Consider the following 23,722-nt stretch of genomic DNA (forward strand, 5'->3'; position numbering starts at 1 on the left):
CTCAGCCCACCGAGTCGAGGAGCCGGGCGGTGTGCATCCGCCCGGCGTACTCGACGAGGCGGATCAGCACCTCCTTGCCCGAGTCGCGGTCGCGCGCGTCACACAGGACCACCGGGGTGCCCCGGTCGAGGTCAAGCGCCCGGGAGACGTCGGTGGCGCCGTAACTGCGCGCTCCGCCGAAGCAGTTGACGGCCACCACGAACGGGATGCGCCGGTGCTCGAAGTAGTCGACCGCCGGAAAACAGTCCTCCAGGCGGCGGGTGTCGGCGAGGACCACGGCACCGAGCGCCCCCTGGGAGAGTTCGTCCCACAGGAACCAGAAGCGGTCCTGCCCCGGCGTACCGAAGAGGTACAGGGAGAGCCCGGTGCGGATGGTGATGCGCCCGAAATCCATGGCGACGGTCGTGGTGACCTTGTGGTCCACGCCGTCGGTGTCGTCCACCAACTGGCCGGCTTCGCTGAGCAGTTCCTCGGTGCGCAGCGGGCGGATCTCGCTGACGGCCCCGACCAGGGTCGTCTTGCCGACACCGAAGCCGCCGGCGACCAGTATCTTCAGTGCCAGGGCGGAGATGTCGCCGGCGGCGTCGGGGTGCTCGGAGACCATGATCACTTCTCTCGGGTGGGCCGGCTGCGGTCGATGTCGAGGTACTCGGAACAGGAAGTCAGCATCATGACAACTCCGGCGCCTCTCCGGGGGATCGGACCGAAATGCGCCTGATGTGAACGGCTCGCGACCGGTTGGTTCCGGAGCGCGCACGAAACGGGATGCGGCGAGGCGCCCGTCGGGTGGGGAGCGTTCATTTACAGCGCCCGCAGCCCTTCGATCACCTCTCGCAGAATGCGTTCGTCCGGCAGGTGGGCCGGGGGCACCGGGCGGCTGATGGTGACCCAGCCCAGTTCCAGAAGGTCACCGAGAAGCACTCTGATCACGCCAACGGGGAGGTCCGCGTCGGCCGCGAGTTCCGCGACGGACTGTGTCTCGCTACGGCACAGGTCGATCAGGGACCGGTGTTCGGGGCCGAGCGGGGTGTCGTCGTCCACCGCCGGTGCGGCGGGGTCGAGGGTGACGAGGGCGATCAGGTCGAAACGCACGCCGGTGGGGCCGGACTGGGTGCGCCCGCCGGTCATGGCGTAGGGGCGGACCAGGGGCCCGGCCTCGCCGTCGTACCACTGGCTGCCCTGCTCGCGCGGGCCGCCGGTCGGGTTCTCGGTCATGGGTGCCGTCTTTCCGGCTCATCCGGCGGCGGGCGGCTGAGCGGCAACGCGCGGCGCTGTGTAGAGGTGCTCGCCCACGCGCTTGACCAGTCGTGCCATCTCGTAGGCGACGAGGCCGATGTCGGCGGTGACGGCGGTGAGCACGGCTAGGCAGGAGCCTTCGCCGGCGGCCGCCACGAAGAGGAAGGCGTCATCCATCTCCACCATGGTCTGGCGTACGCCGCCCGCTCCGAAGTGCCGTCCCGCGCCCTTGGCGAGGCTGTTGAAGCCCGAGGCGACTGCGGCCAGATGTTCCGCGTCCTCGCGCGCGAGGCCGGTGGAGGCACCGACGGCCAGGCCGTCGTTGGACAGCACGACGGCGTGCCGTACCTCGCTCACCCGCATCACCAGGTCGTCCAGCAGCCAGTCGAGTTCGCCGGATCGCTGGGCGGCCCTCATGTTCGGGTCCTGGATCATGCCGGATCTCCTTCAGTGGTGTCACTGCCCGTTCCGAATTCCCTGGCGGCGCCGCGGCCGGGCTGCCTGCCGCCACCGCGGGCCCAGCCGTCGCGATAGGCCGCCATGCGGTCCCGCACGAGTTCGGGGGTGCGCCGGTCGTCGCCGCGCGGCGCGGCTTCCGACGCCGGCTCTTCACGGCGCTGATGGCGGAGTTGGGGGGCGAGGCTCGCCTGCCGCACGCGGCGCGGGAGGTCGTCGGAGGGTCCGGAGTCGTTCGGTGGGCGGTGCAGCCTCAAGGCGGTGACTCCGGGGGGCGGGGGTTCGTGCGCGGGGGCCGAGGGGGCCGAGGCGGTGGCTGCGAGGGCCGGCCGGCCGTTCTGTGCGGTGACGGCGGTGGGGGGTGGGGGCGCGTCGGGCACGCGCGCGTACTCGCGCGGCTGCTCCGGCCGGGCCGCTGTCTCTGCGTGGTCCGGGCGTTCCGCGGAGTTGGTGTGCAGCAGGGCGGTGGGCAGCAACACGACCGCGGTGGTGCCTCCGTAGGGTGAGGTGCGCAGGTGCACCTTGATGCCGTGCCGGGAGGCGAGCCTGCTGACCACGAACAGTCCGAGGCGGTCGCTGTCGAACAGGTCCAGCGCCTCGGACTGCTCGATGCGCCGGTTGGCGTCAGCGAGGGTGTCTGCGCCCATGCCGAGGCCCCGGTCCTCGACTTCGAGGGCGTAGCCGTTGCCGACGGGTTCGCCGGTGACGCGCACGCGCGTGTGGGGCGGAGAGAACTGGGCGGCGTTCTCGACGAGTTCGGCGAGCAGGTGGGTGAGGTCGGCCACCGCCGCGCCGATGACGGACGCCCCCGGGAGCTGGCGCACCTCCACGCGCGCGTAGTCCTCGACTTCGGAGACGGCCGCGCGTACGACGTTCGTCAGCGACACGGGCATGCGCCAGGCTCGGCCGGGTGCGGCTCCGGAGAGAATGATCAGGCTCTCGGCGTGGCGACGCATCCGGGTGGTGAGGTGGTCGAGACGGAACAGGTCGCTCAGCTCGTTGGGGTCGTCGGAGCGTCGTTCCATGCTGTCCAGGAGGCTGAGCTGGCGGTGGACCAGCACCTGGCTGCGGCGGGCCAGGTTGACGAACACCCCGGAGATGCCGCTGGCGAGTTCGGCGCGCTCCACCGCTGCGCGCAGAGCGGCGCGGTGCACGGTGGTCAGGGCTTCGGCGACCTGGCCTGCCTCGTCCTCCGCGGGCGGTCCGGCAGGCGCCTCGGCCTGGATGTCGATCTCCTCGCCGACGCGCAGTTTCCGCATCGCCGAGGGGAGTTTGCGGCGCGCGATCTCCAGCGCGTCATTGCGCAGGCTCACCAGCTCGACCACGAGGGCCCGCCCGATGCGGACGGAGATGACGAGCGAGGCGGCGACGGCGGCGAGACCGAAGAGCACAGCGGCGCCCGCCGGGCTCAGCAGGCCGCGGGCGAACGGGTCGGCGCGGCCCGCGACGGCACGGCCCGTGTCCGTCGCAATGGCCCGCATGCCGTCCTGCACGCGCGCGTGGGCGGTGTCCCAGGCACTCGCCGGCGCCGTGTCGACCGCCTTCGCGCCGGGACCGGCGGCGAGGATCTTGTCCTCGGTGGAGGCGAGCGAAGCGTAGGCGCCGCCGCCCGCCAGGTCACGCCAGGCGGCGCGCTGGGTGCCGGGCAGGTCGGCGACGGCTGCCTCTGTGAAGGTGCGTCGCGTGGCAACGGCTGCACCGAACAACCGCAGCCGGTCGCTCTGGAGGGCGACGGCCGGGCGCGCGCTGCCGAGGACGGCGTCCTCCTGGGCGAGCGCCTCGGCGGCACGGGAGAACTCGAGCAGCACGCGCGCGTCGGCGCCGACGTCGGCCTGCTGGATGCCGGTGAGTGCACCGTCAACGGTGAGGGCCGTACCGATGGTCTTCGTGTACTGCGCGTACACCTCGCCCCAGCCGGCCTTGTGGTGGCGTACGGCGGTCCGCACCGCGCGCAGGTGCTCGGCACCGGTGACGAAGGCCTCCAGGCGTCCGGCAACCCCTGCCGGCAGTTCCTGGCTGTCGGCGACGGTGTTGTCGTCGCCGAGTCGCAGCTGGGCCACCGCGCGGTCGGTGCGGGCGGCGAGGCCTTCGAGGTCGTCACCGCTTCCCGCACCCGGGACGGCGGCGTAGCGCACGGCGGCGGCCCGTTCGGTCTGCAGTGCGGTGACGGCGGCGGCCACCGGGGCACGCAGGTCGGCCTCGACCTGCTGCGACTGGCGCAGCCGGGCGACGTCCTGGGCGGTGCTGACGGTGGCGTACGCCCACAGGGCGAGCAGGGAGACGACGGGCACCATCAGCAGGCAGATCACCTTGGCGCGCACCGTACGGGGGCGCATGCGCCAACGGCCCGCGCGAGGAGGGGCGTTGTCAGGCAACGTGTCGAGGGGCCGGTCCGCGCCCTCGTCGGCCGGGGGTCCGGCGTGCGCGCGGCGGCCGCGCGGCGCGGGTGGGGACTGCGCCGGGGTTCCGGCTTCGGGTGTGCTACGGGGTGGGCGCATGGCCTCCTCGCTCGGAACTTGGGGTCGGGGGCTCCGGGGGCGGGCTCCGCTAGCGGGCGGTGCTCCGGACGGGCCGCTGGGCCGAGGCGGACGCCTCCCGCTCGTCGGCCGTGGGCGAGAGGGCGACGAAGGCCGAGGTGAGGAACAGATAGGACCCGAGGCCGACGGCGAGGGGGAAGATGAACTGCATCGCCGTGGCCCCGGGCAGGGCCTCGCCGGAGGGGGTGACACGCACGCTCACCGCGAACATCCCGGTGTAGTGCATGCTGCTGACGGCCGCCCCCATGACGAGGGAGGCGAGGGTGACCGCAAGCGGCGACTTGATGTTGAGCCCCGCCCACAGGGCCGCGGTGGCCGCCACGACGGCGATCAGGACCGAGAGCCCGACGAGCACGGGGTCGTAGATCACGTCGCCGTGCAGCCGAACCGCCGCCATGCCCAGGTAGTGCATGCTGGCGACGCCCAGCCCGGTGGTGAGCCCTCCGATGAGGAGGGCCCGGTTGCGGTCCCGGCTGTAGCCGACGGCGAAGACGCCGCCGCAGACGACGACCATGGCGACGACGAGGCTGAGGATGGTCAGTGGCACGTCGTATCGGATGTCGGTGCCGCTGACCCGGAAGCCGAGCATGGCCACGAAGTGCATGGTCCAGATGCCCGTCCCGATCGCGGAGGCGGCGGTGAGGAGCCAGTTGCGGCGCGACCGGCCGGTGGTGGCGAGCGCGCGCACGGTGCAGCGCAGCCCCAGTGCAGCGCCTATGCAGGCCATCACGTAAGACAGCGCGGGGGTCAGCCAGCCGAAGGCTGCGTGGTCCAGGTGTCCCATGGCCCCGGGACGCTAGCCGGGGCACGGGCGCACACAGGGGGCGCATTTCGAAAGGTGCTGGAATATGACACAGCAAGGCGATGGAACGATCGCGTCCCGCTCGAACATGCGCACAGGAGTGTCCCTCGTGTTGGTGAGGGATCATGCCGAACATGAGCGACGTCCACACACATGTCCAGGAGTTCTTCACCGCCCGCGCGGCCGACTGGGACACCAGGTTCCCCGACGACGGCCCCGCCTACGCGGCCGCCGTCGCGAGCGTGGGCCTGCGCCCGGGCGACCGGGTGCTCGACGCGGGCTGCGGCACCGGCCGGGCTCTGTCGCCCTTGCGTGCCGCCGTGGGCCCCTCCGGGGTGGTGGCCGGGGCCGATCTGACCCCGGCGATGCTCCAGGCCGCCGTACGGGCAGGCAGGGACCGGGACGGGCGGCTGATGCTGGCGGATGCCGCCGCGCTGCCGTTGCGGTCGGGGTCCTTGGACGCCGTGTTCGCGGCGGGCCTGATCGCGCACCTGCCGCACCCCGCCGAGAACCTGCGGGAACTGGCCCGTGTGGTGCGGTCGGGCGGCAGGCTCGCGTTGTTCCACCCCATCGGCCGGGCGGCCCTGGCAGCGCGTCAGGGGCGGCGCATCACCCCCGACGACCTCAGGGCCGAGACGAATCTGGGCCCTCTCCTGATCCGTTCGGGATGGCGCATGACCTCGTACGTCGACGAGGACGCCCGCTTCCTCGCGCTGGCGGTGCGCGAGGGCTGAGGGCGGAAGGGCGCGAGAGCTGAGGCCGGGACGGGTCAGTTCCGTCCCGCCACGGTCGCCACGAAGGCGTCGGGGTTGTCGAACATGATGTTGTGCCCCGCGCCCGGCACCGTCACCACGCGGACCCCGGCGGCCTCCAGGTCCTGCCTGCCCGGGAGTTCACCGCTGTGTTCGCCCTGGAGGTAGACACGGTCGACGGCCAGGCCTTCCAGGAGCGTGCGCATCACGGGATCCGAGCCGCGCCGGAGACCGACGGCACTGCGGTGCAGCGCACGGGGATCGGCGAGCCGCATGGTGGCCGCCCACAGCGGGCCGACGGCCTCCAGCACGCGCGCGTACTGCTCTTCGACGAACTCGTCCTCTCCGTAGGCGGCGATTTCACTGCTGGCGGCCGTCCGAGGCGGGAAGGCGTCCAGATTGGCCTCGGTGAGGACCAGCCGGGAGACGAGGCCGGGCCGTCGGTGGGCGAGCACGATGGCGACGGCGCCACCCATGCTGTGCGCGATCAGTTCGGCGCCTGTGACGCCGGCCTGGTCCAGTGCGGCCGCCACGGCGTCGGCGTTCTCCTCCAGGGTGTAGCCGAAGTGCTCGGGCCGGTCGCTGATGCCGTTTCCGGGCAGGTCCACGAACAGACTGCGCCTGCCCGAGAGTTCGGGGTGGGCCGCGATGTGCGCGTGATACACGGCGGAGACCGATCCGAGTCCGTGCAGGTACACGCGCGCGGGCTCCTCTCCGGGCACCTCCGTCCAACGGATCCGGTTCCCCTTGCTGTCGAATGCGGCCTGCTTCACCGTGCCCCTCCCCGATGACTGCGACGATGGGCACGCACAATACATCGGATTCGATGTATAGCGCTGCCGAAATACTCCGTCACCGTTGTACAGCGGGTCTGGGAGAGAATGTGCCCATGCTGGAACTCGCCATCCTCGGCTTCCTGTACGAGGCCCCGCTGCACGGCTACGTCCTGCGTCGGCACATCGCCGCGCTCACCGGGCACGTGCGTCCCGTCGCCGAGAGCACGCTGTACCCGGCGATCAAGCGGCTGGAGAAGGCGGGGCTGCTGGCACGGGCCACCGAACCCGGTGCCGTGGCCGCGCCGCGTCACGTCCTGACGCTCACCGAGGAGGGGAGACAGGAACTGCTGCGTCGCCTCGCCGACCCGGGGCAGCGCGAGGTCACCGACGAGAACCAGTGGTTCACCCTGCTCGCGTTCCTGCGGCACCTGGACGACCCCGCGGCCCAGGCGGCCGTGCTGCGGCGCCGGCTGGCCTTCCTGCAGGAGCCGGCGAGCTTCTTCTACGACGGCGACCGGCCGCTGGCCGCCGAGGATCTGGACGACCCGTTCCGAAGCGGTGTCCTCGCCATCGCGCGTGCCACGAGCCGGGCCGAACTCGCCTGGCTCCGTGACACCCTCGCTTCACTCGAGGGCGCCGGCCGCTGAAGTGTTCAGGTGCGGTACCGGACAGCCGCCCACCGGCTGTCTTGTAGTGCCGGGTGGCGATACGGCGTGGGTGACGCCCTTCAGGACGGTCCGGTCATCCAGTGGGGCGCCCGGTCGCCGACGACACACTGCCCCGGCGCGCTCCTCCGGTGCGGCTCAGTCGCCCGAGGACTCGAAAATTCTCCGTGGTCAGCCCGACGGAATTCGAACGCCGCGCTGAGCCCGTGGCCCTCCGCAGCGTCCCCACCGGGTGCCGCCGACGGATCCCATCGAGTCGCTCGAAGCTCTTCATCGCACCGCCCCCCTTCTGTCGCCGGAGCGACAACTCTACGTTTGACTGCAGCAGATGAACGATCACTGGCGACCTCGTTCAAGGGAAGGTGGGGCACGTGTTCGACGCGATACGCAAGTACACCGCCAGATTCCGTACCGCCTCGCACGCCGAGGCCGAGGGCACCCGGGACCGGCGCCCACACAATTTGTTCGAAGCCGCTGCCGCCTATGTGGCGGCCTGCGCCGAGGACGATCAGGACCGGATGGAGGAGGCGGCGGACTGGGTGTCGCCGGAGGCGCTGTCGTTCGGAGTGAGTGAGCTGGCGTGCCGGGCCGTCATCGCGCTCGCCCGGGAGCGCGACGAGTCGCCCCGAGCGGTGGCCCGCGACCTCCTCGGGCTGCCGGCGGCCTGAGACGAAACCTTGTGACCGGCGGTCGTTTCGCCCCCGTCCAGGTGGAAACCTGCAGCTCCGCGTGGTGTGCGGAGTCGTGACAAGCGCCTTCCGCTCGCACTAGGGTGCGCGCCGATGGACGAACCACTGGGAGGCAGGGATGGCCGGAACGGGCGATGAGGCCGTCACCGCCACGGACGAGGCGCTGTATGTGCTCACGGCGGTGCTGCTGACGCCGGCACAGTTTCCGAGCGTGCTGGGCGACGACTACCCGGAGGCTTGTGCGGCGCTGGGCCTCGCGCCGCGCGCCGACGGGTACGGCCTGGTGCTCGGCCAGGACGGTGGTGGCGCCCGCTGGACGGTCGTCATCGACGACGTCTCGCTGGTCGCGGTAGCGATCGCGTCCTGGGACTGCGGGATGGAGTACGACCTGTCACCGGACGAGCGCACCGTCGTGGCCGCCCTGCCGGGCTGGCCACTGGCGGTCGCCGTCGCCGCGCCCGGTGTGCCCGCGCCGCACGACCCGGCACCCGAGATCGCGGACGGGCCCGCCTTGACTCCGCCGGACACCAGTTCCTGGGGGCCGGCGCAGCGGCGCTTGGGCGCCGACGAGATCGCGCTGCAGTGGGCGGCCTGGCGGGAGCAGATCGGCGACGACTACTTCCCCACGACCGGTGAGCAGGCGAAGACGGCGCAGGCCGCCGGGGACGGCAAGGAGAACACGCGGAAGGCCGGGCACCAGGGCATCCGGCGCGTGATGGCGGAGGCGCGTGCCTACCTCGACTCACCACCGCCGCTCGGCCGCGTGCGCTCGTCGTTCGCCCCGGGCGACGCCCGTACGCTGCGCGCCGACGGTCCCGGTTGGTCGATGGTGGCCCGCACCGACGACATCGCGTTCGTCCTGCTCGACGAGGAGCCCGGGGAGGTCCTGCCGGTGGGCCGGGGCCCCGAACTGCCCAGCCTCCTGGAAGCGCTCGACAAGATGGCCGTGCGGCCGAGTTGAACCCGCGGGGGCCGCGTCGTCCACACCAGCGCGGTCCCCGACGGCCCGGAGCACACCTGCGGCCCCCGCGAACCGGCCTGGCTCACCGGCCCGTACCTCAACGGCCGACTTCCTTGCGCGCCACCCGGCGGAGCCTGCGCCGCTGCGAGGGGTCCAGCGTCAGGTACGCGGCGGCAGGAACACCCACCACGATGAGGAACGCCACCCACCAGGGCAGCCATATCAGCAGGATGAGACCGACCGCCACACCCCCTGCGGCGATCTTCGCGTTCTTGGACATGAGCGTCGCCTCCTTCGCGGCCACTGCCGCTCTCTGCTCTGAAAACGGCCCCGCGCTCCCGGCGGTTCCGAACCCCGCCCCTGAGACATCCCTGAGACGCGCCCCCTAGTGGTCCAGGTCACAGCGTAAGCCCTCGGGGTGAGCCTGCGGTGTGCTTGCCGACGGAGACCGCGAGATGAGTAGCCACATTCGAGGAGCATGGGCGGACCCGCCTGGCGAATCGGAGGTGCCCGTCCGCGCCGCCGCGCGGACGGGCGTCGCCAGCCCGTGCCGGCGACGGCGCCGGCCACGGCAGCGGCAGCGGCAGCGGCAGCGGCAGCGGCAGCGGCAGCGGCCACACTCCCTGGACCGGTCGGCAAGGACACCTGGCTGGCGGTGGGAACGACCCGCCGAGCGGTGGACGCCACATGTTCACTCCTGGGTCGTGCGGTGTTCCCCCTGGGGACCAAATGTGGCCCAGGTCAACGAACTTGCTCCCAGGAGGCCCGATGTCCCCGCACTCCACCGGCCGGCGCCGTGTCCGCCGTTCCGCCGTCATGGGCCTGCCCCTGACCCTGGCCGCCGCTCTCGTGGCCGCTGGAACGGCCATGGCGACGCCGTCCGGGGACGCCCGTGTCATCCGCACGGCGACCCTCGGGGAGACCCCTCTCGGCGCGTTCAGCAACGCACTGCTGCCCGGCAGCGTGGACGACGACCACGGAGTGCATCTCGGCGGCATCGGCAGCGACATCTACCCGGCGGGCCGCAGGGGCGAGTACTGGACGGTGACCGACCGCGGCCCCAACGGCCAGATCAAGGTGGACGGCAAGAAGCGCCGGACGTTCCCGGTGCCGGGATTCGACCCGGCGATCGTGAAGATCCGGGTCTGCGGGGACACGGCCGAGGTGATCGACGCGATCCCGCTCACCACGTCCTCCGGGAAGGCCGTCACCGGGTTGCCGAACCAGAAGAGCCGCGACGAGGCTCCGTACACCTACGACGCCATGACCGCACTGTCGTACAACCCGAGCGGTCTGGACACCGAGGGCATCGTCCGGGCCCGGGACAAGAGCTTCTGGCTCGTGGACGAGTACGGCCCCTCGCTCGTCCACGTCTCCGCGCACGGAAAGGTGCTCACCCGCTATGTGCCCAAGGGGCTGGGCCTCACCGGTGCCGACTACCCGGTGGTCGAGGCCCTGCCGTCCATCCTGTTGCACCGGAAGGTCAACCGCGGCTTCGAGGGGCTGGCGCAGCTTCCCGGTGGCGACCTGGTGATGGCTCTGCAGAGCCCGCTCTCGCTGCCGGACACGGAGGCCGGAGAGGCCTCGCGGACGACCCGTCTGCTGCGCTTCTCGCCGCGCAAGAAGGCCGTCACCGCCGAGTACGCCTACCGCTTCGACCCGGTCGGCGTCGTCGACCCCGGCGAGGACGACACCTCCGAGCTGAAGATCTCCTCCGTGGTGGCCGTCGGCGGTGACCGGCTGCTGGTGGAGGAGCGCACGGACAAGGCGGCCCGGCTGCAGCTGGTCAGGCTGGGGCACCAGGCCGACATCCTCGGCGGTCCCTGGGACGACGACACGACGTCTCCGTCGCTCGAGCAGCTGGACGACCCGGCCGCCGAGGGCGTCCCGGTGCCGGCCAAGCGGCTCGTGGTCGACCTCGGAAAGGTGAGCGGTGTGCCGGGGAAGGTCGAGGGCGTCGCGCGCGTGGACGACGACACGCTCGCCCTCGTCAACGACAACGACTTCGGGATGACCGACGGCGCGGGCGCGTTCGACGCGCGGGGCCGCCTGATCGACAGCGGCATCAAGACGACCGTGACGTACGTCCGACTGCCCGAGGGCCGGTGAGGCGGCTTCAGGGGACTTCGTCCGGGAGCGAGGGAAGAAGGGTCTTGAGGTCGCTCGGGAGTGTGCTCGGAAACCCTGAGGGCAGCCCGCTCGGCAGCCGCGACGGCAGCCGGCTGGGCAGCTCGGTGGGGAGACTGAAGGAGGGCCGGGGCGAGCGGTTCGTGCTCGTGCCGCTCCCGTGCGGACCCTTCTCGTCCCCCGAGCCGTGATGTCCGGAGGCCCTCAGGACCACGGTCAGGACGGCCGTGGCGGCCACCAGGACGGCCGCCACGGCCAACCAAGGGCCACGGCTTGGTCGCGCCCGCTCCGAAGGCAGTGACCGGGGCGGCTCGGCAGGCGGGGGCGGGCTGTAGCCAGTGTGCGGTGGGCCGAAGCCATCAGGCGGTGGCGGGACACCGCCGCCCGGCGGTTCGGGGGGCGGAGGAGGTACGGGCGGCAGGGACATACCGTCCAGAGTCCCCGCCGCCCGGTGACGGGACCACCCGCGCGCGGAAGCTGATACCGGCTCACACCGTGGAGCGCACGGTTCCGCGGTACCCGCGCGGTGAGCGATCAGCAGGACGGCCACCCCGGCGAAGCGTCCGAAAGGGGCAGGCACGCGCGCGCGTGCGTGCGGCTCGGAAAGTGCCGCCCGCGCGCGCGTGCGCACTCAGCCCCGCGCACCCAGCAGGTGGTCCATTGCCAGCTGGTCGAGCCGTTCGAAGGCCATCCCGCGCGCGGCGGCCGCCTCCACGTCGAAGGCCTCGAAAGCCGTGCGGTCGCCGAGCAGGGCCTGCAGGCCGTCCGCCGCGGTCGGCTGCGCCAGCTGGTCCAGGCGCGAGGCACGCAGCGCGTCCTGAACCTCCGGGTCGGCACGGAAGGCTGCCGCACGCTCCTTCAGGATGAGGTAGTTGCGCATGCAGCCGGCCGCCGACGCCCACACGCCGTCGAGGTCCTCGGTCCGCGGCGGCTTGAAGTCGAAGTGGCGGGGCCCTTCGTAACCGGCGCTCTCCAGAAGGTCGACGAGCCAGAAGGCGGCCCGCAGGTCGCCCGCGCCGAACCGCAGGTCCTGGTCGTACTTGATGCCGGACTGCCCGTTGAGGTCGATGTGGAAGAGCTTGCCCGCCCACAGCGCCTGCGCGATGCCGTGCGGGAAGTTGAGCCCGGCCATCTGCTCGTGGCCCACCTCGGGATTGACGCCGTACAGCTCCGGGCGCTCCAGGCGCTCGATGAAGGCCAGCGCGTGGCCGACGGTGGGCAGCAGGATGTCGCCGCGTGGCTCGTTCGGCTTGGGCTCGATGGCGAAGCGGATGTCGTAGCCCTGGGAGGTGACGTACTCGCCGAGGAGGTCGAAGGCCTCCTTCATGCGGTCGAGGGCGGCGCGCACGTCCTTGGCGGCGCCGGACTCGGCGCCCTCACGGCCGCCCCAGGCGACGTACGTCTTCGCGCCCAGTTCGACGGCGAGATCGATGTTCCGGATCGTCTTGCGCAGCGCGTAGCGGCGGATGTCGCGGTCGTTCGCGGTGAACGCGCCGTCCTTGAAGACGGGGTGCGTGAAGAGGTTCGTGGTGGCCATCGGGACGGTCATGCCGGTCGCGTCCAGGGCCTGACGGAACCGCTTGATGTGCGACTCGCGCTCGGTGTCGGAGGCCCCGAAGGGGATCAGGTCGTCGTCGTGGAAGGTCACCCCGTGGGCGCCGAGCTCGGCCAGGCGCCGCACCGTCTCGACCGGGTCGAGGGCGCGGCGGGTGGCGTCGCCGAACGGGTCCCTCCCCTGCCAGCCGACGGTCCACAGGCCGAAGGTGAACCTGTCCTCGGGGGTGGGCTGGTAGCTCATGAGCGGCTCCTTGCTGGGTACGACTATTTCGTCATGGCCGTTTACAAATTAGTATGCGGGCGCACCTCTGGGAAGACACAGGGTGTCTTTGACGACACGGTGTCTTCGACAATGTCGACAGATGCCGTCGGCAGATGTCTTAGCCAGCTCACAGCACATCCCGCTGAGCCGCGGAAGAGGGAGAGCCCGATGTCAGCAGCCGAGGGTCCGCTCGTCGTCGGTGTGGACACGTCCACCCAGTCCACGAAGGCGCTGGTCGTCGACGCGGCCACCGGGGAGATCGTGGCGAGCGGCCAGGCGCCGCACACCGTTTCCCCGGGCGGGGGCCGGGAGAGTGATCCGCGCCAGTGGTGGGACGCCCTGTGCGAGGCGCTGCAGCAGTGCGGTGAGGCCGCGCACGAGGCGGCAGCGGTGTCGATCGGCGGGCAGCAGCACGGCCTGGTCACCCTGGACGAGCGGGGCGAGCCGGTACGCCCGGCGCTGTTGTGGAACGACGTCCGCTCGGCGCCGCAGGCCCGCCGGCTCGTCGAGGAGCTGGGCGGCCCGAAGGCCTGGGCGGAGCGCACCGGCAGCGTGCCCGGGGCGTCGTTCACGGTCACGAAGTGGGCGTGGCTGGCCGAGCACGAGCCGGCGGCGGTCCGTGCCACGCGGGGGGTGCGGCTCCCCCACGACTACCTCACCGAGCGTCTGACCGGGCAGGGCACCACGGACCGCGGCGACGCCTCCGGCACCGGCTGGTGGGCGTCCGGGACGGAGGCGTACGACGAGGAGACGCTGGCGCACGTGGGGCTCGACCCGGCGCTGCTGCCCCGGGTGGTACGGCCCGGTGAGGTGGCCGGCACCGTGCGCGACAGCCACGACCTGCCGTTCTCCAAAGGGACCCTGGTGGCGCCCGGCACCGGCGACAACGCGGCCGCCGCGCTGGGCCTCGGCCTGCGGCCGGGCACACCGGTGCTGAGTCTCGGCACCTCGGGCACCGTGTACGCCGTCTCCAAGCACCGCCCCGCCGATCCCACGGGCACGGTGGCCGGCTTCGCCGACGCCCACGGGGACTGGCTGCCGCTGGCCTGCACCCTGAACTGCACGCTGGCGGTGGACCGTGTCGCGGCCCTGCTGGGCCTGGACCGAGAGGCCGTCGAGGCGGGCACCACCGTCACCCTGTTGCCGTACCTGGACGGCGAGCGGACTCCGAACCTGCCGAACGCCTCCGGCCTGCTGCACGGGCTGCGGCACGACACGACCCCGGGCCAGCTGCTGCAGGCGGCCTACGACGGCGCGGTGCACGCGCTGCTCGGCGCACTCGATCTGGTACTCGATGAGGACGCGGACCGAACCGCCCCGCTCCTGCTGATCGGCGGCGGAGCCCGGGGCACCGCCTGGCAGCAGACGGTACGGCGGCTGTCGGGGCGGCCGGTCCAGGTCCCGGAGGCCAGGGAACTGGTCGCCCTCGGGGCCGCGGCGCAGGCCGCGGGCCTGCTGACCGGCGAGGACCCGGCCGCAGTGGCTCGCCGCTGGAGAACGGCCGCAGGCCCGGTGCTGGAGGCCGTGGAGCGGGACGAGGCGACGCTGGCCCGGATCAGCGGGGTACTCTCCGACGCGGCCCCGCTTCTGGGGCGGGGGACGCAAGCGCACTGAGCCCAGCCGCAGCAGCTGAGCCCGCTCGCAGAACGAGAATCGACGGAGGCATGACCGCACCGCTGCACGAGGGCCGCCCGCCCGGTACCGGGCGCGCCCTTCCCGACACCCAACAGGGCATGCGCCGACGCAACCTGGCCCGGGTGATGCACGCCGTCAGCGCGGAAGGCCCGCTGTCACGGGCCGCGGTCGCCTCGCACATCGGCCTGACACGTGCCGCGGTGTCGACCCTCGTCGACGAGCTGATCCGCTCGGGGCTGCTGGAGGAACTGGGTCCCGAACGGCCGGGCCGGGTGGGCCGCCCCGGATCGGCGCTCGCGGTGAGCGCGCGCGGTCCCGCCGGCATCGGGGCGGAGGTCGGTGTCGACCACCTCGCGGTGTGCGCGGTGGACCTGCGCGGCACGGTCCGCGCCAGGGCCGTGCGGCACAGGGCGAACCGGGGCCGTGCCCCGGAGCCGGTCATCGAGGAGCTGACGGCTCTGGTCCGCCGGGTCGTGGCCGAGGCGGACCGCGAGGGGCTGTGGCCCGCCGGTCTCGCGGTCGCCGTGCCGGGACTGGTGGCGCGGGACGGCCGTACGGTCGTGCGCGCACCGAACCTCGACTGGAACGGCACGGACCTCGGCCGCCTGCTGCCCGGCGGCCTGCCCGTGACCGTGGACAACGAGGCCAACTTCGGCGCACTGGCCGAGCTGTGGCTCGGTGCCGGCACCCCGCGCGACTTCCTGCACGTGTCGGCCGAGATCGGCATCGGTGCCGCGGTCGTCGTGGACGGGCTGTTGCTGCGCGGCACGAGGGGTTTCGCGGGCGAGCTGGGACACGTGCCCGTCCACCCCGACGGACCTCCCTGCCCATGCGGCGGGCGCGGGTGCCTGGAGCAGTACGCCGGTGAGGAGGCGGTGCTGCGCGCGGCCGGGCTGGAGCCGCACGAGGACCTGGTCGGTCTACTCGCGGGACGTGCCGAGGCGGGCGACGAGGCCGTACGGCGGGCCCTGCGGGACGCCGGCACGGCGCTCGGCATCGCCCTGACCGGTGCGGTCAATCTGCTCGACCCCGAGACGGTCGTTCTGGGCGGCGCCCTCGCCGGCCTCTCCCCCTGGCTGCTGCCGTCGCTCGAGGAGGAGCTGACAGGCCGTACTGCGGGACCGGCCTGCCCGGTGTCGGTGTCCGGGCTGGGTCCCGAGGGTCCGCTGCTCGGCGCCGCCCACTCGGTCGTCCGGGCCGTGCTCGACGATCCGGCGGCGGTGGCGGAACGGCCCTGACTGCCTGGTCTCGGTCCTGACTGCCTGCTCGACCCTCACTGCCTGGCCTCACTCGATCGGGTGGCCGAATTGTCCACAGTTCGCGGGTTGTCCACGGAACCGCGGCGCACTCTTCTGCCCAACTCGCCCGCGCCGTACCGTGATTCACACGAGGCGCGGCCGCCGGGGCTTCGCGGCGGAGCGCTCGCAGGACGAGGGAACGACGCGTCGAGTCAGAGTCGGCTGACACACATCGGGGGACACATGCACGGGGAGAAGGCCGGGGCGCTGCGGCGGGACGCCATCGGGCTGCGCGAGGTTCTGTTCCACAGCATCACGGCGATGGCGCCGGCCGCCGCGGTGGCCGCCTCGATTCCGTCGGGAGCCGCATTCGCCGGCGGCAGCCCGCCACTGGCCTTGCTGATCGCCCTGGTGGCGTGCATGTTCACCGCGGCCTGCGTGGGCGACCTGGCCCGCGAGTTACCCGCCGCGGGTTCGCCAACGTCTCGACCCGCACGGTCTTCGCCCTGGCCCGCATCCGGGTCCTGCCCCGCCTGCTCGCCACCCTGCATCCCCGGCCCCGCTCCCCCGGGGCGGGCATCGCGGTCCAGACCGTCGTCGCGATCGACGCGGTGCTCGGGCTCGGTTTCGCCTACGACCCGGTGACCGCGTTCCTGCTCCTGGCCAGGGTGATCGTCACGGTCGTAGTCGGCGTCTACATCGTCGTGAACCCGGCCCGCGCGGGTTACTTCCTGCGAGGCGGCCGTCAGTCGCTCAAGCCGGTGCGACATCTGCTGTTCCCGCTGTTCGGCGTCAACCACCGTCCCCTCTTCGGGGCGCTCACCCCGACCCCCTCTATGGCCGCGCTGCAGCCCCCGCTCCCGGAGCGGGTCCGGATCTGGCAGCTCGACCGCACCCGGCGCACCGCCCTCTCCGGGCTCGGGACAGCGACATCGAGCTGGAGCTGTCCCTCGACCCCATGCACGGCACGGTGGGCGTGGCCCCCGCCAACTGGAGGTGCGCTCGGCCCTGGTGCCGGACGCGCACGGCGGGAACATGGACACGCCTGAAATGTGAGCCGGGGTCACTTGCTATCTGGGGTCAATGTCGAGGGCGCCCTGCTCAGCCTCGGTGACGGGCACGCGCGGCAGGGCGAGGGTGAGACCCGCGGCGTGGCCGTGGAGTGCGCGATGAACACCGTGGTGATCGTCGACCTGCTCAAGGACGTCGTCACTCCCTGGCGCCGAATGGAGTCGGACGCACATCTCATTTCGACCGGATCGGCGCGCCCACTGGAGGACGCGTTCCGGATATCGCAGCTTGACCTGGTGCAGTGGCTGGTGCGCGGCTACGGGTTCAGCGAACTGGACGCATACCAGTTCGCGACCCAGGCGGTCGAATCGCCGTCGGCCATCGTGTGCGACACCGACTACACGTGCGTGGCCAAGCTCCGCAAGGAGTGGTTGCCCGCGCGGGAGACCTACCGCGGCCTGCACGCGTGGCTGCGGGAGACGGCCCGGACACTTCGCATCTGACACCGCATCAGCCGCACACGCACGTGAGCCCCACACCCGCTCCTGAAAGGCAGCCGACGATGGACACCAACCGGCCCGGACGACAGCTCAGCAGGCGACGGATCCTGAAGGGCGCGGCCCTCGCCGCCGTCCCCTACGCACTGCTTCCCGACGCTCAGGCGGGTGCGCGGAAAGCCGTCGACTATCCGCGGGCCGAATGGCAGCCGGCGAGCGCCGGCAACTACACCTCGTCAGACCGCCCCGGATCCTACGATGTCGACCGGGTGATCATCCATGTCACAGAGGAGACCTACCCGGACACCCTGGCCATCTTCCAGAACCCGGAGAAGAAGGTGTCCGCGCACTATCTGGTCCGGTCGGCGGACGGGCACGTGGCCCAGTGCGTGCGGGAGGCCGACATCGCCTGGCACGCGGGCAACTGGGACTACAACACCCGCAGCATCGGCATCGAGCACGAGGGCTGGGAGGACCAGCCCGGTTACTTCACCGATTCCCTCTACGAGCAGTCCGCTTTGCTGACCGCGGCGATCTGTACCCAGTACGGCATCCCCAAGGACAGGGAGCACATCATCGGCCACTACCAGGTGCCGGGCACGGACCACATCGATCCGGGACCGGGCTGGGACTGGGTCCGCTATCTCAGACTGGTCAATTTCGCCTAGGCGGACGTCGAACCGGTTGTCCACGCGAACACGGCGCGTGACGATGGTCCCAGCCGTTTCACCGTCCGGGAGGGTGAGTTGACCGATCCGTGGGTGGCCCTGGAGCCGGGGGCCGACCCCGCCGAGCGCGTCCGGGTGCTGCGCCGCGCGCACGAGACGTTCACCACGGCGGGCACGGTGCCGCGCCCGGTGCGTTCGGTGGTGGCCGAGTCGTGGCGGCGCAGCGCACGGGCCGGTGTGGGGCCGGACGGCACCGCGAGCGTGGAGCTGACCGACGGCGACCTCGGCGTCTACCGAACCGAGCATCCGCTGGCCCGGGTGATGCCGTTGTTCCGGGAACTGATGGGCACGTTCGCCGCCGACGGCGAGCATCTGCTCGCGGTGTGCGACGCGAACGGCAGGCTGTTGTGGGTCGAGGGGCATCCGGCGACCCGGCGCCGGGCGGACCGGATGAACTTCGTGCCGGGGGCACGCTGGTCGGAGACGGCGGTGGGCACCAACGCGCCGGGTACCGCGGTCGCCCTGGACCGGCCCGTGCAGGTGTTCGCGGCGGAGCACTTCATACGGCGGGTGCAGCCGTGGACGTGCGCGGCCGCTCCGGTGCACGATCCGCACACCGGCCGGGTGCTCGGCGCCGTCGACATCACCGGGGGCAACGGACTGGCGCATCCGCACAGTCTCGGCTTCGTCCAGGCGGTGGCGCGGGCCGCCGAGTCGCAGCTCGCGCTGCTCGCACCGCCCCGGCCTGCCGGGGACGGCGCCTTGCTGAGCGCGCTCGGCCGCGACGAGGCAGAACTCCGCCTGGACGGCCACCGGATCAGGCTCAGCCGCCGGCACAGCGAGATCCTCGTCCTGCTCACGCGCCATCCCGAGGGGCTGACCGGCGACGAGCTGCTGTGCGCGCTGTACGCGGACGAGTCGGTGACGCCGGTGACCCTGCGTGCGGAACTGACCCGGCTGAGGCGGCTGGTGGGGCCGGGGCTGCTCGCCTCCCGGCCGTACCGGCTGACAGCGGCGGTCGAGTCCGATGCCACCGTCGTGGAGCGGCGGCTGGAGGCGGGCGCGCTCACGTCGGCGGTGGAGGCGTACTCCGGCCCGCTGCTGCCGGCTTCTCACGCCCCGGCGGTCGTACGGCTCCGGCGGCGTCTGGCCGACGCTCTGCGAACGGCGCTGATCGCCCACCGCGACCCCGATCTGCTCGCCGACTGGGCGCACGCGCCATGGGGTGAGGACGATCTCGACGTGTGGCGGGCCCTCGCGGCAGTACGGCCCACGGCGCCGGTACGGGCGCGGCTCGCGGCGCTGGAGGCCGAGCTGGCCGTGCCGGCCTGCCGGGCCCCCGTGCCGACCCGCGGCGCAACGTACTTGCAACGTCCGCCCGCCTAGCCTCGCGCCGAGAGCTGCCCAACGGCGGGCAGCGCTTCACCGGGAGGCAGAGCAGCATGACCCGTTACGCGGCGCCCGGCACCGAGGGCGCGATCGTCTCCTACCAGGCGCGCTACGACCACTTCATCGGCGGTGCGTACGTGCCGCCGTCGCGGGGGCAGTACTTCGAGAATCCTTCGCCGGTCAACGGGCAGCCGTTCACCGAGATCGCGCGCGGTACCGCGGAGGACGTCGAGCGGGCGCTGGACGCGGCGCACGAGGCCGCGCCCGGCTGGGGACGTACGTCGGTGGCGGAGCGCTCCGACATCCTGCTGAAGATCGCCGACCGCATGGAGGCCCACCTCGAACCCCTCGCGGTGGCCGAGAGCTGGGAGAACGGCAAGCCGGTGCGCGAGACGCTAGCGGCCGACATTCCGCTCGCCATAGACCACTTCCGCTACTTCGCGGGCGCGATCCGTGCGCAGGAGGGCTCGCTCGGCGAGATCGACGACGACACGGTGGCGTACCACTTCCACGAGCCGCTCGGCGTGGTCGCGCAGATCATCCCGTGGAACTTCCCGATCCTGATGGCCGCCTGGAAGCTCGCGCCGGCGATCGCCGCGGGCAACGCGGTCGTCCTCAAGCCGGCGGAGCAGACGCCCGCGTCCATCCACTACTGGATGAGCCTGATCGCGGACCTGCTGCCGCCGGGCGTGATCAACGTCGTCAACGGCTTCGGCGTGGAGGCCGGCAAGCCGCTGGCCTCCAGCCCGCGTGTGGCGAAGGTCGCGTTCACCGGAGAGACCACGACCGGGCGGCTGATCATGCAGTACGCCTCGGAGAACATCAAGCCGGTCACGCTGGAACTGGGCGGCAAGTCGCCGAACATCTTCTTCGACGACGTCTGGGCACACGACGACGACTTCCGGGACAAGGCGCTCGAGGGCTTCACGATGTTCGCTCTCAACCAGGGCGAGGTGTGCACGTGCCCCTCCCGGGCGCTCGTCCAGCGCGGCAACTACGCGGAGTTCCTCGAGGCGGCCGTGGCCCGCACCCGACTGATCACGCCGGGGCACCCCCTCGACACCGACACGATGATCGGCGCCCAGGCCTCCAACGACCAGCTGGAGAAGATCCTCTCCTACCTGGACATCGGCCGGCAGGAAGGCGCCAAGGTCCTCACCGGCGGCGAACGCGTCGAGTACGACGGCGAGCTGAAGGGCGGTTACTACGTCCAGCCGACCATCTTCGAGGGCGACAACCGCATGCGCGTCTTCCAGGAGGAGATCTTCGGCCCGGTCGTGTCGGTGGCGTCCTTCGACGACTTCGACGACGCCATCAAGATCGCGAACGACACGCTGTACGGCCTCGGAGCAGGCGTGTGGACCCGGGACATCAACACCGCCTACCGTGCGGGTCGCGCGATCCAGGCGGGCCGCGTCTGGACGAACTGCTACCACGCCTACCCCGCGCACGCGGCGTTCGGCGGCTACAAGCAGTCCGGAATCGGCCGTGAGACACACAAGATGATGCTGGAGCACTACCAGCAGACGAAGAACCTGCTGGTCTCGTACTCGCCGAAGAAGCTCGGCTTCTTCTAACACCCACGAGAAAAGGCGCCTGACCTGGGCTTTTGCTTGTCAGGCGCCTTCCGCTGGGCTCACTCAGCCGATACCAGCGCATGGCCGAGAGCGCCGAGGCCGAACAGGAGCGGCTGGCCTCCAGCAAGGCAGCCACGGAGTGGCTCGCTGCCGCCATGTCCGGTCTGGCCATGGCGGCGACATACGGGACCATGTTCTTGCTGATCATGAGCGGGCACATGAGTCCGGCCGTGGCCGGGACCGCGGTCATCGCCGTCCGCTCCGGCTCGGCGAGCCTGGGCGCACTGGTGATGAACGTGAACCAGCTGCACGAGGAATCCCTCTACGTCCGCGATCACTCCCGCTTCCTGAAGGAGGCCACACACCGGGCCATCCCTCGCGGAGGCCACCCCGTTCCCACACGGGTGAAGCACGCGGTCCTCGACCAGGTCACCTACCACTACCCGGACCGCCGGACCCCTGCCCTGGACGGCGTGTCGCTCACGCTGCCCATGGGCTCGGTCACCGCGGTGGTCGGCGAGAACGGTTCCGGCAAGAGCACTCTGATGAAGGTGCTGTCGGGCCTCCTGCTGCCGCAGAGCGGGACCGTTCGATGGGGTGATGCCGACGTGGCGTCCCTGGACCGCTCCCACCTCTTCGACCGCGTCGCACTGCTCACCCAGGACTTTCAACGCCGGCCCGTCACGGCAGCGATGAACATCCGGATCGGCCGGCCCGCCCATGAAGCCGGCCCCGAGGATCTGCAGCCGTCCGTCGACCACGCCGGGGCCAGACCCGTCATCGCTAAACTCCCCGACGGCCTGCAGAGCCTGCTGGCCCGGATGTTCCGCGGCGCAAGCGAACTGTGCGGCGGCGAGTGGCAGAAGATCGGCCTGGCCCGCACCCACTGGCGCAGCTCCACCTCAGCGGCCGACGGCGTCCTCATCGTGGACGAGCCCACGTCCGCCCTCGACCCAGAAGCGGAGATCGCCGCCTTCGACCGCATCCGCCGGCTCGCCGCCCCGAACCGGGCCGTCGTCCTGGTCACCCATCGCATGTCCGGCGTCCGGCACGCCGACCGCATCTATGTCCTGCACCAGGGCCGACTGGCCGAACAGGGCACTCATGAAGAGCTGATGGCTGCCCAGGGCCGCTACGCCGCGATGTTCGACGCCCAGGCCGCCCAGTACGCGCCGGCGCCCGCCATCCCGCACCCGACCCCGCCCACCATGGCGGACCCCGCATGACCGCCATCCCGTGCCGACCTTGACGTAACGTCTCCACACCACAGGTCGGCAGCCTGACGGGGGTCTCCGCCGCAGCTGCGCTGCGTCCGACACCTCGCCCGGCACGCGCGGATGACGACCGGCACGATGGCGCGGCGGCTGCCGCCGCTGGTGCAACAGCGCACCGGCGGAGAGGCGGGCACACCCGTGTGACCACCAGTGCCGACCGGCACCTCGCGTCCGGCGCTGCTCACCGCCCTGTTCCGGGCCCGGCCACGGGCGCCCGGCTCTCGACATCGGCACCGGCGACGGCGCCCTCACCCGTCGCCTCCACCAGCTCGGTTACCGCACCACCGGCATCGACTTCGCACCCAGCCACACGTCGGTCCGACGTCCGGAACCGCCGATCTCGACGTGCTGCGCTGCTGCGCCCTCGGCCCCTGAACTCGGCATTGGGGCCACGGCGTTGGGCATGGAGCGGCGGACACGCCTCGCCTGGACCGCCTACGGAACACACCAACCTGCTGCGCCATCCGCGCTCGGGGATCGGCTCCGATGGGAGCCATGGCTGTCCGGGGCAACCCTCCGGAAGGTGAATACAGGAGATGGATGAGCCCCCGGCAGCCAACGGCTGTTTGACGGGTTTTCATCGCACATGACCTGAAGGCCCTGGCTGCGCCGCTCTACTCTCCTACCGCCTGATCAGAAAGGACCTGATCAGTGGACAACCTCCCCGCTCTCCGCTCACACAGGAGGTCCACCGTGTCCTTGCTGTCCCGCATCAAGCGCTCGCGCCGGGCGCTCGCCGTTGTCACCGCCCTCCCCGCCGCCCTGGTCGGGGTGTGGGTCGCCGCCCCGGCTGCGCAGGCCGCCGCTCTTCCCGCTCCCGACCACGTGGTCGTGGTGGTGTTCGAGAACCACTCCTACGAGCAGGTCATCGGCAGCACGAGCGCCCCGTACCTGAACAACACGCTGAAGGCCGGCGGCGGCAATCTCACCAACTCGTTCGCCCTCACCCACCCCAGCCAGCCGAACTACCTGGACCTGTTCTCCGGCAACAACCAGGGCATCACCAACGACAACTGCTACACCCCGCAGTTCAGCAGCGCCGCGAACCTCGGCTCCGAGCTCATCACCGCCAGCAAGACCTGGGGCAGCTACAACGAGGGTCTGCCCTCCGAGGGCTCCACTGTGTGCACCAACTCCGCCACCAAGTACGCCCGGAAGCACAACCCGTGGTTCGCCTTCAGCAACGTTCCGCTGAACACGGCGCACACGTTCGCGCAGTTCCCGACGGACTACACGACCCTGCCGAGGGTCTCGTTCGTCATCCCGAACCTGTGCAACGACATGCACGACTGCTCCATCACGACCGGCGACACGTGGCTGAAGAACAACCTCAGTGCCTACGCCGCCTGGGCCCAGACGCACAACAGCATCCTGGCCGTGACCTTCGACGAGGACGACAGCGCGCACAGCAACCACGTCGCCACGGTGTTCTACGGTGCGCACGTCGCGCCGGGCAGCACCACCTCGACGCACTACAGCCACTACGACACGCTGCGCACCCTTGAGGACCTGGCCGGGCTGACGACCCACGCCGGGGCCGCGGCCGGTGCCTCCGACATCACCGGCATCTGGAACTGACCGCGGGGCGGGCTTCACACAAAGCCGACCCGCGG

The 23,722-nt window shown here is 71.6% G+C and carries 21 protein-coding genes and 1 pseudogene; 14 read left to right on the top strand and 8 right to left on the bottom strand.

Annotated features, from left to right (window positions below):
* Position 1 precedes the first annotated feature (1 nt).
* The 5 genes from ACFZDC_RS35150 to ACFZDC_RS35170 form a co-directional block, all read right to left on the bottom strand.
* Entirely contained in the window at positions 2 to 604 is a 603-nt protein-coding gene (locus ACFZDC_RS35150) for an ATP/GTP-binding protein (RefSeq protein WP_391330234.1), read from the bottom strand.
* Positions 605 to 801: 197 nt separating this feature from the next.
* Positions 802 to 1,215, bottom strand: coding sequence for a DUF742 domain-containing protein (locus ACFZDC_RS35155; RefSeq protein WP_391330236.1), 414 nt, complete (start codon positions 1,213 to 1,215; stop codon positions 802 to 804).
* A gap of 18 nt (positions 1,216 to 1,233) precedes the next feature.
* Positions 1,234 to 1,671, bottom strand: a complete 438-nt coding sequence (locus ACFZDC_RS35160; protein WP_391330238.1) for a roadblock/LC7 domain-containing protein — start codon at positions 1,669 to 1,671, stop codon at positions 1,234 to 1,236.
* On the bottom strand, positions 1,668 to 4,190 hold the full coding sequence (locus ACFZDC_RS35165; RefSeq protein ID WP_391330240.1) for a nitrate- and nitrite sensing domain-containing protein: 2,523 nt from the start codon (positions 4,188 to 4,190) through the stop codon (positions 1,668 to 1,670). Before ACFZDC_RS35165 ends, ACFZDC_RS35160 begins: the two co-directional genes overlap by 4 nt.
* Before the next feature lie 49 nt (positions 4,191 to 4,239).
* Complete coding sequence (locus ACFZDC_RS35170; RefSeq protein WP_391330242.1) at positions 4,240 to 5,013, bottom strand: MHYT domain-containing protein; 774 nt, start codon at positions 5,011 to 5,013, stop codon at positions 4,240 to 4,242.
* Positions 5,014 to 5,165: 152 nt separating this feature from the next.
* On the opposite strand from ACFZDC_RS35170, the gene ACFZDC_RS35175 reads away from it, so the two are divergent.
* On the top strand, positions 5,166 to 5,765 hold the full coding sequence (locus ACFZDC_RS35175) for a methyltransferase domain-containing protein (protein ID WP_391330244.1): 600 nt from the start codon (positions 5,166 to 5,168) through the stop codon (positions 5,763 to 5,765).
* Between the two features lie 35 nt (positions 5,766 to 5,800).
* On the opposite strand, the gene ACFZDC_RS35180 is transcribed toward ACFZDC_RS35175, so the two are convergent.
* On the bottom strand, positions 5,801 to 6,556 hold the full coding sequence (locus ACFZDC_RS35180; protein ID WP_391330246.1) for an alpha/beta fold hydrolase: 756 nt from the start codon (positions 6,554 to 6,556) through the stop codon (positions 5,801 to 5,803).
* 116 nt (positions 6,557 to 6,672) lie between these two features.
* Between ACFZDC_RS35180 and ACFZDC_RS35185 the strand changes: the two genes are divergently transcribed.
* The 3 genes from ACFZDC_RS35185 to ACFZDC_RS35195 all read left to right on the top strand — a co-directional run bounded on the left by ACFZDC_RS35185 (position 6,673) and on the right by ACFZDC_RS35195 (position 8,874).
* Positions 6,673 to 7,206 (top strand): helix-turn-helix transcriptional regulator, encoded by a 534-nt coding sequence (locus tag ACFZDC_RS35185; protein ID WP_391330248.1) that lies wholly within the window; start codon positions 6,673 to 6,675, stop codon positions 7,204 to 7,206.
* Positions 7,207 to 7,595: 389 nt separating this feature from the next.
* On the top strand, positions 7,596 to 7,892 hold the full coding sequence (locus tag ACFZDC_RS35190; protein WP_391330250.1) for a hypothetical protein: 297 nt from the start codon (positions 7,596 to 7,598) through the stop codon (positions 7,890 to 7,892).
* A 139-nt stretch (positions 7,893 to 8,031) separates the two neighbouring features.
* Entirely contained in the window at positions 8,032 to 8,874 is an 843-nt protein-coding gene (locus tag ACFZDC_RS35195) for a hypothetical protein (RefSeq protein ID WP_391330252.1), read from the top strand.
* Positions 8,875 to 8,971: 97 nt separating this feature from the next.
* Here the strand turns inward: ACFZDC_RS35195 and ACFZDC_RS35200 are convergent, their stop codons facing one another.
* Positions 8,972 to 9,154 (bottom strand): hypothetical protein, encoded by a 183-nt coding sequence (locus ACFZDC_RS35200; protein ID WP_301975350.1) that lies wholly within the window; start codon positions 9,152 to 9,154, stop codon positions 8,972 to 8,974.
* Between the two features lie 488 nt (positions 9,155 to 9,642).
* On the opposite strand from ACFZDC_RS35200, the gene ACFZDC_RS35205 reads away from it, so the two are divergent.
* Positions 9,643 to 10,983, top strand: a complete 1,341-nt coding sequence (locus ACFZDC_RS35205; RefSeq protein WP_391330255.1) for an esterase-like activity of phytase family protein — start codon at positions 9,643 to 9,645, stop codon at positions 10,981 to 10,983.
* 649 nt (positions 10,984 to 11,632) lie between these two features.
* Here the strand turns inward: ACFZDC_RS35205 and xylA are convergent.
* Positions 11,633 to 12,799, bottom strand: a complete 1,167-nt coding sequence (gene xylA, locus ACFZDC_RS35210; protein WP_391330257.1) for a xylose isomerase — start codon at positions 12,797 to 12,799, stop codon at positions 11,633 to 11,635.
* 189 nt (positions 12,800 to 12,988) lie between these two features.
* Here xylA and xylB point away from each other — a divergent pair, with 189 nt between their 5' ends.
* The 9 genes and pseudogenes from xylB (at position 12,989) to ACFZDC_RS35255 (ending at position 23,687) form a co-directional block, all read left to right on the top strand.
* The gene (gene xylB / locus ACFZDC_RS35215; protein ID WP_391330259.1) at positions 12,989 to 14,434 is read left to right on the top strand and encodes a xylulokinase; all 1,446 of its coding nucleotides are present in this window, start codon (positions 12,989 to 12,991) and stop codon (positions 14,432 to 14,434) included.
* 50 nt (positions 14,435 to 14,484) lie between these two features.
* Positions 14,485 to 15,693: an ROK family protein gene (locus ACFZDC_RS35220; protein ID WP_391330261.1), complete on the top strand. Its 1,209-nt coding sequence runs from the start codon at positions 14,485 to 14,487 to the stop codon at positions 15,691 to 15,693.
* 416 nt (positions 15,694 to 16,109) lie between these two features.
* The gene (locus ACFZDC_RS35225; RefSeq protein ID WP_391330263.1) at positions 16,110 to 16,742 is read left to right on the top strand and encodes a hypothetical protein; all 633 of its coding nucleotides are present in this window, start codon (positions 16,110 to 16,112) and stop codon (positions 16,740 to 16,742) included.
* 18 nt (positions 16,743 to 16,760) lie between these two features.
* Positions 16,761 to 17,207 (top strand): acetamidase/formamidase family protein, encoded by a 447-nt coding sequence (locus ACFZDC_RS35230; RefSeq protein WP_391330265.1) that lies wholly within the window; start codon positions 16,761 to 16,763, stop codon positions 17,205 to 17,207.
* 59 nt (positions 17,208 to 17,266) lie between these two features.
* Positions 17,267 to 17,869 (top strand): N-acetylmuramoyl-L-alanine amidase, encoded by a 603-nt coding sequence (locus ACFZDC_RS35235; protein ID WP_391330267.1) that lies wholly within the window; start codon positions 17,267 to 17,269, stop codon positions 17,867 to 17,869.
* 78 nt (positions 17,870 to 17,947) lie between these two features.
* Entirely contained in the window at positions 17,948 to 19,255 is a 1,308-nt protein-coding gene (locus ACFZDC_RS35240; RefSeq protein ID WP_391330269.1) for a GAF domain-containing protein, read from the top strand.
* A gap of 56 nt (positions 19,256 to 19,311) precedes the next feature.
* Positions 19,312 to 20,835, top strand: a complete 1,524-nt coding sequence (locus ACFZDC_RS35245; RefSeq protein WP_391330270.1) for an aldehyde dehydrogenase family protein — start codon at positions 19,312 to 19,314, stop codon at positions 20,833 to 20,835.
* 62 nt (positions 20,836 to 20,897) lie between these two features.
* Positions 20,898 to 22,061: pseudogene (locus tag ACFZDC_RS35250) on the top strand (ATP-binding cassette domain-containing protein); the annotation flags it as partial.
* 741 nt (positions 22,062 to 22,802) lie between these two features.
* Complete coding sequence (locus ACFZDC_RS35255) at positions 22,803 to 23,687, top strand: alkaline phosphatase family protein (protein ID WP_391330272.1); 885 nt, start codon at positions 22,803 to 22,805, stop codon at positions 23,685 to 23,687.
* The last annotated feature ends 35 nt before the right edge of the window (positions 23,688 to 23,722 follow it).

Source organism: Streptomyces sp. NPDC007905 (genome assembly GCF_042959345.1).
Taxonomy (GTDB): domain Bacteria; phylum Actinomycetota; class Actinomycetes; order Streptomycetales; family Streptomycetaceae; genus Streptomyces.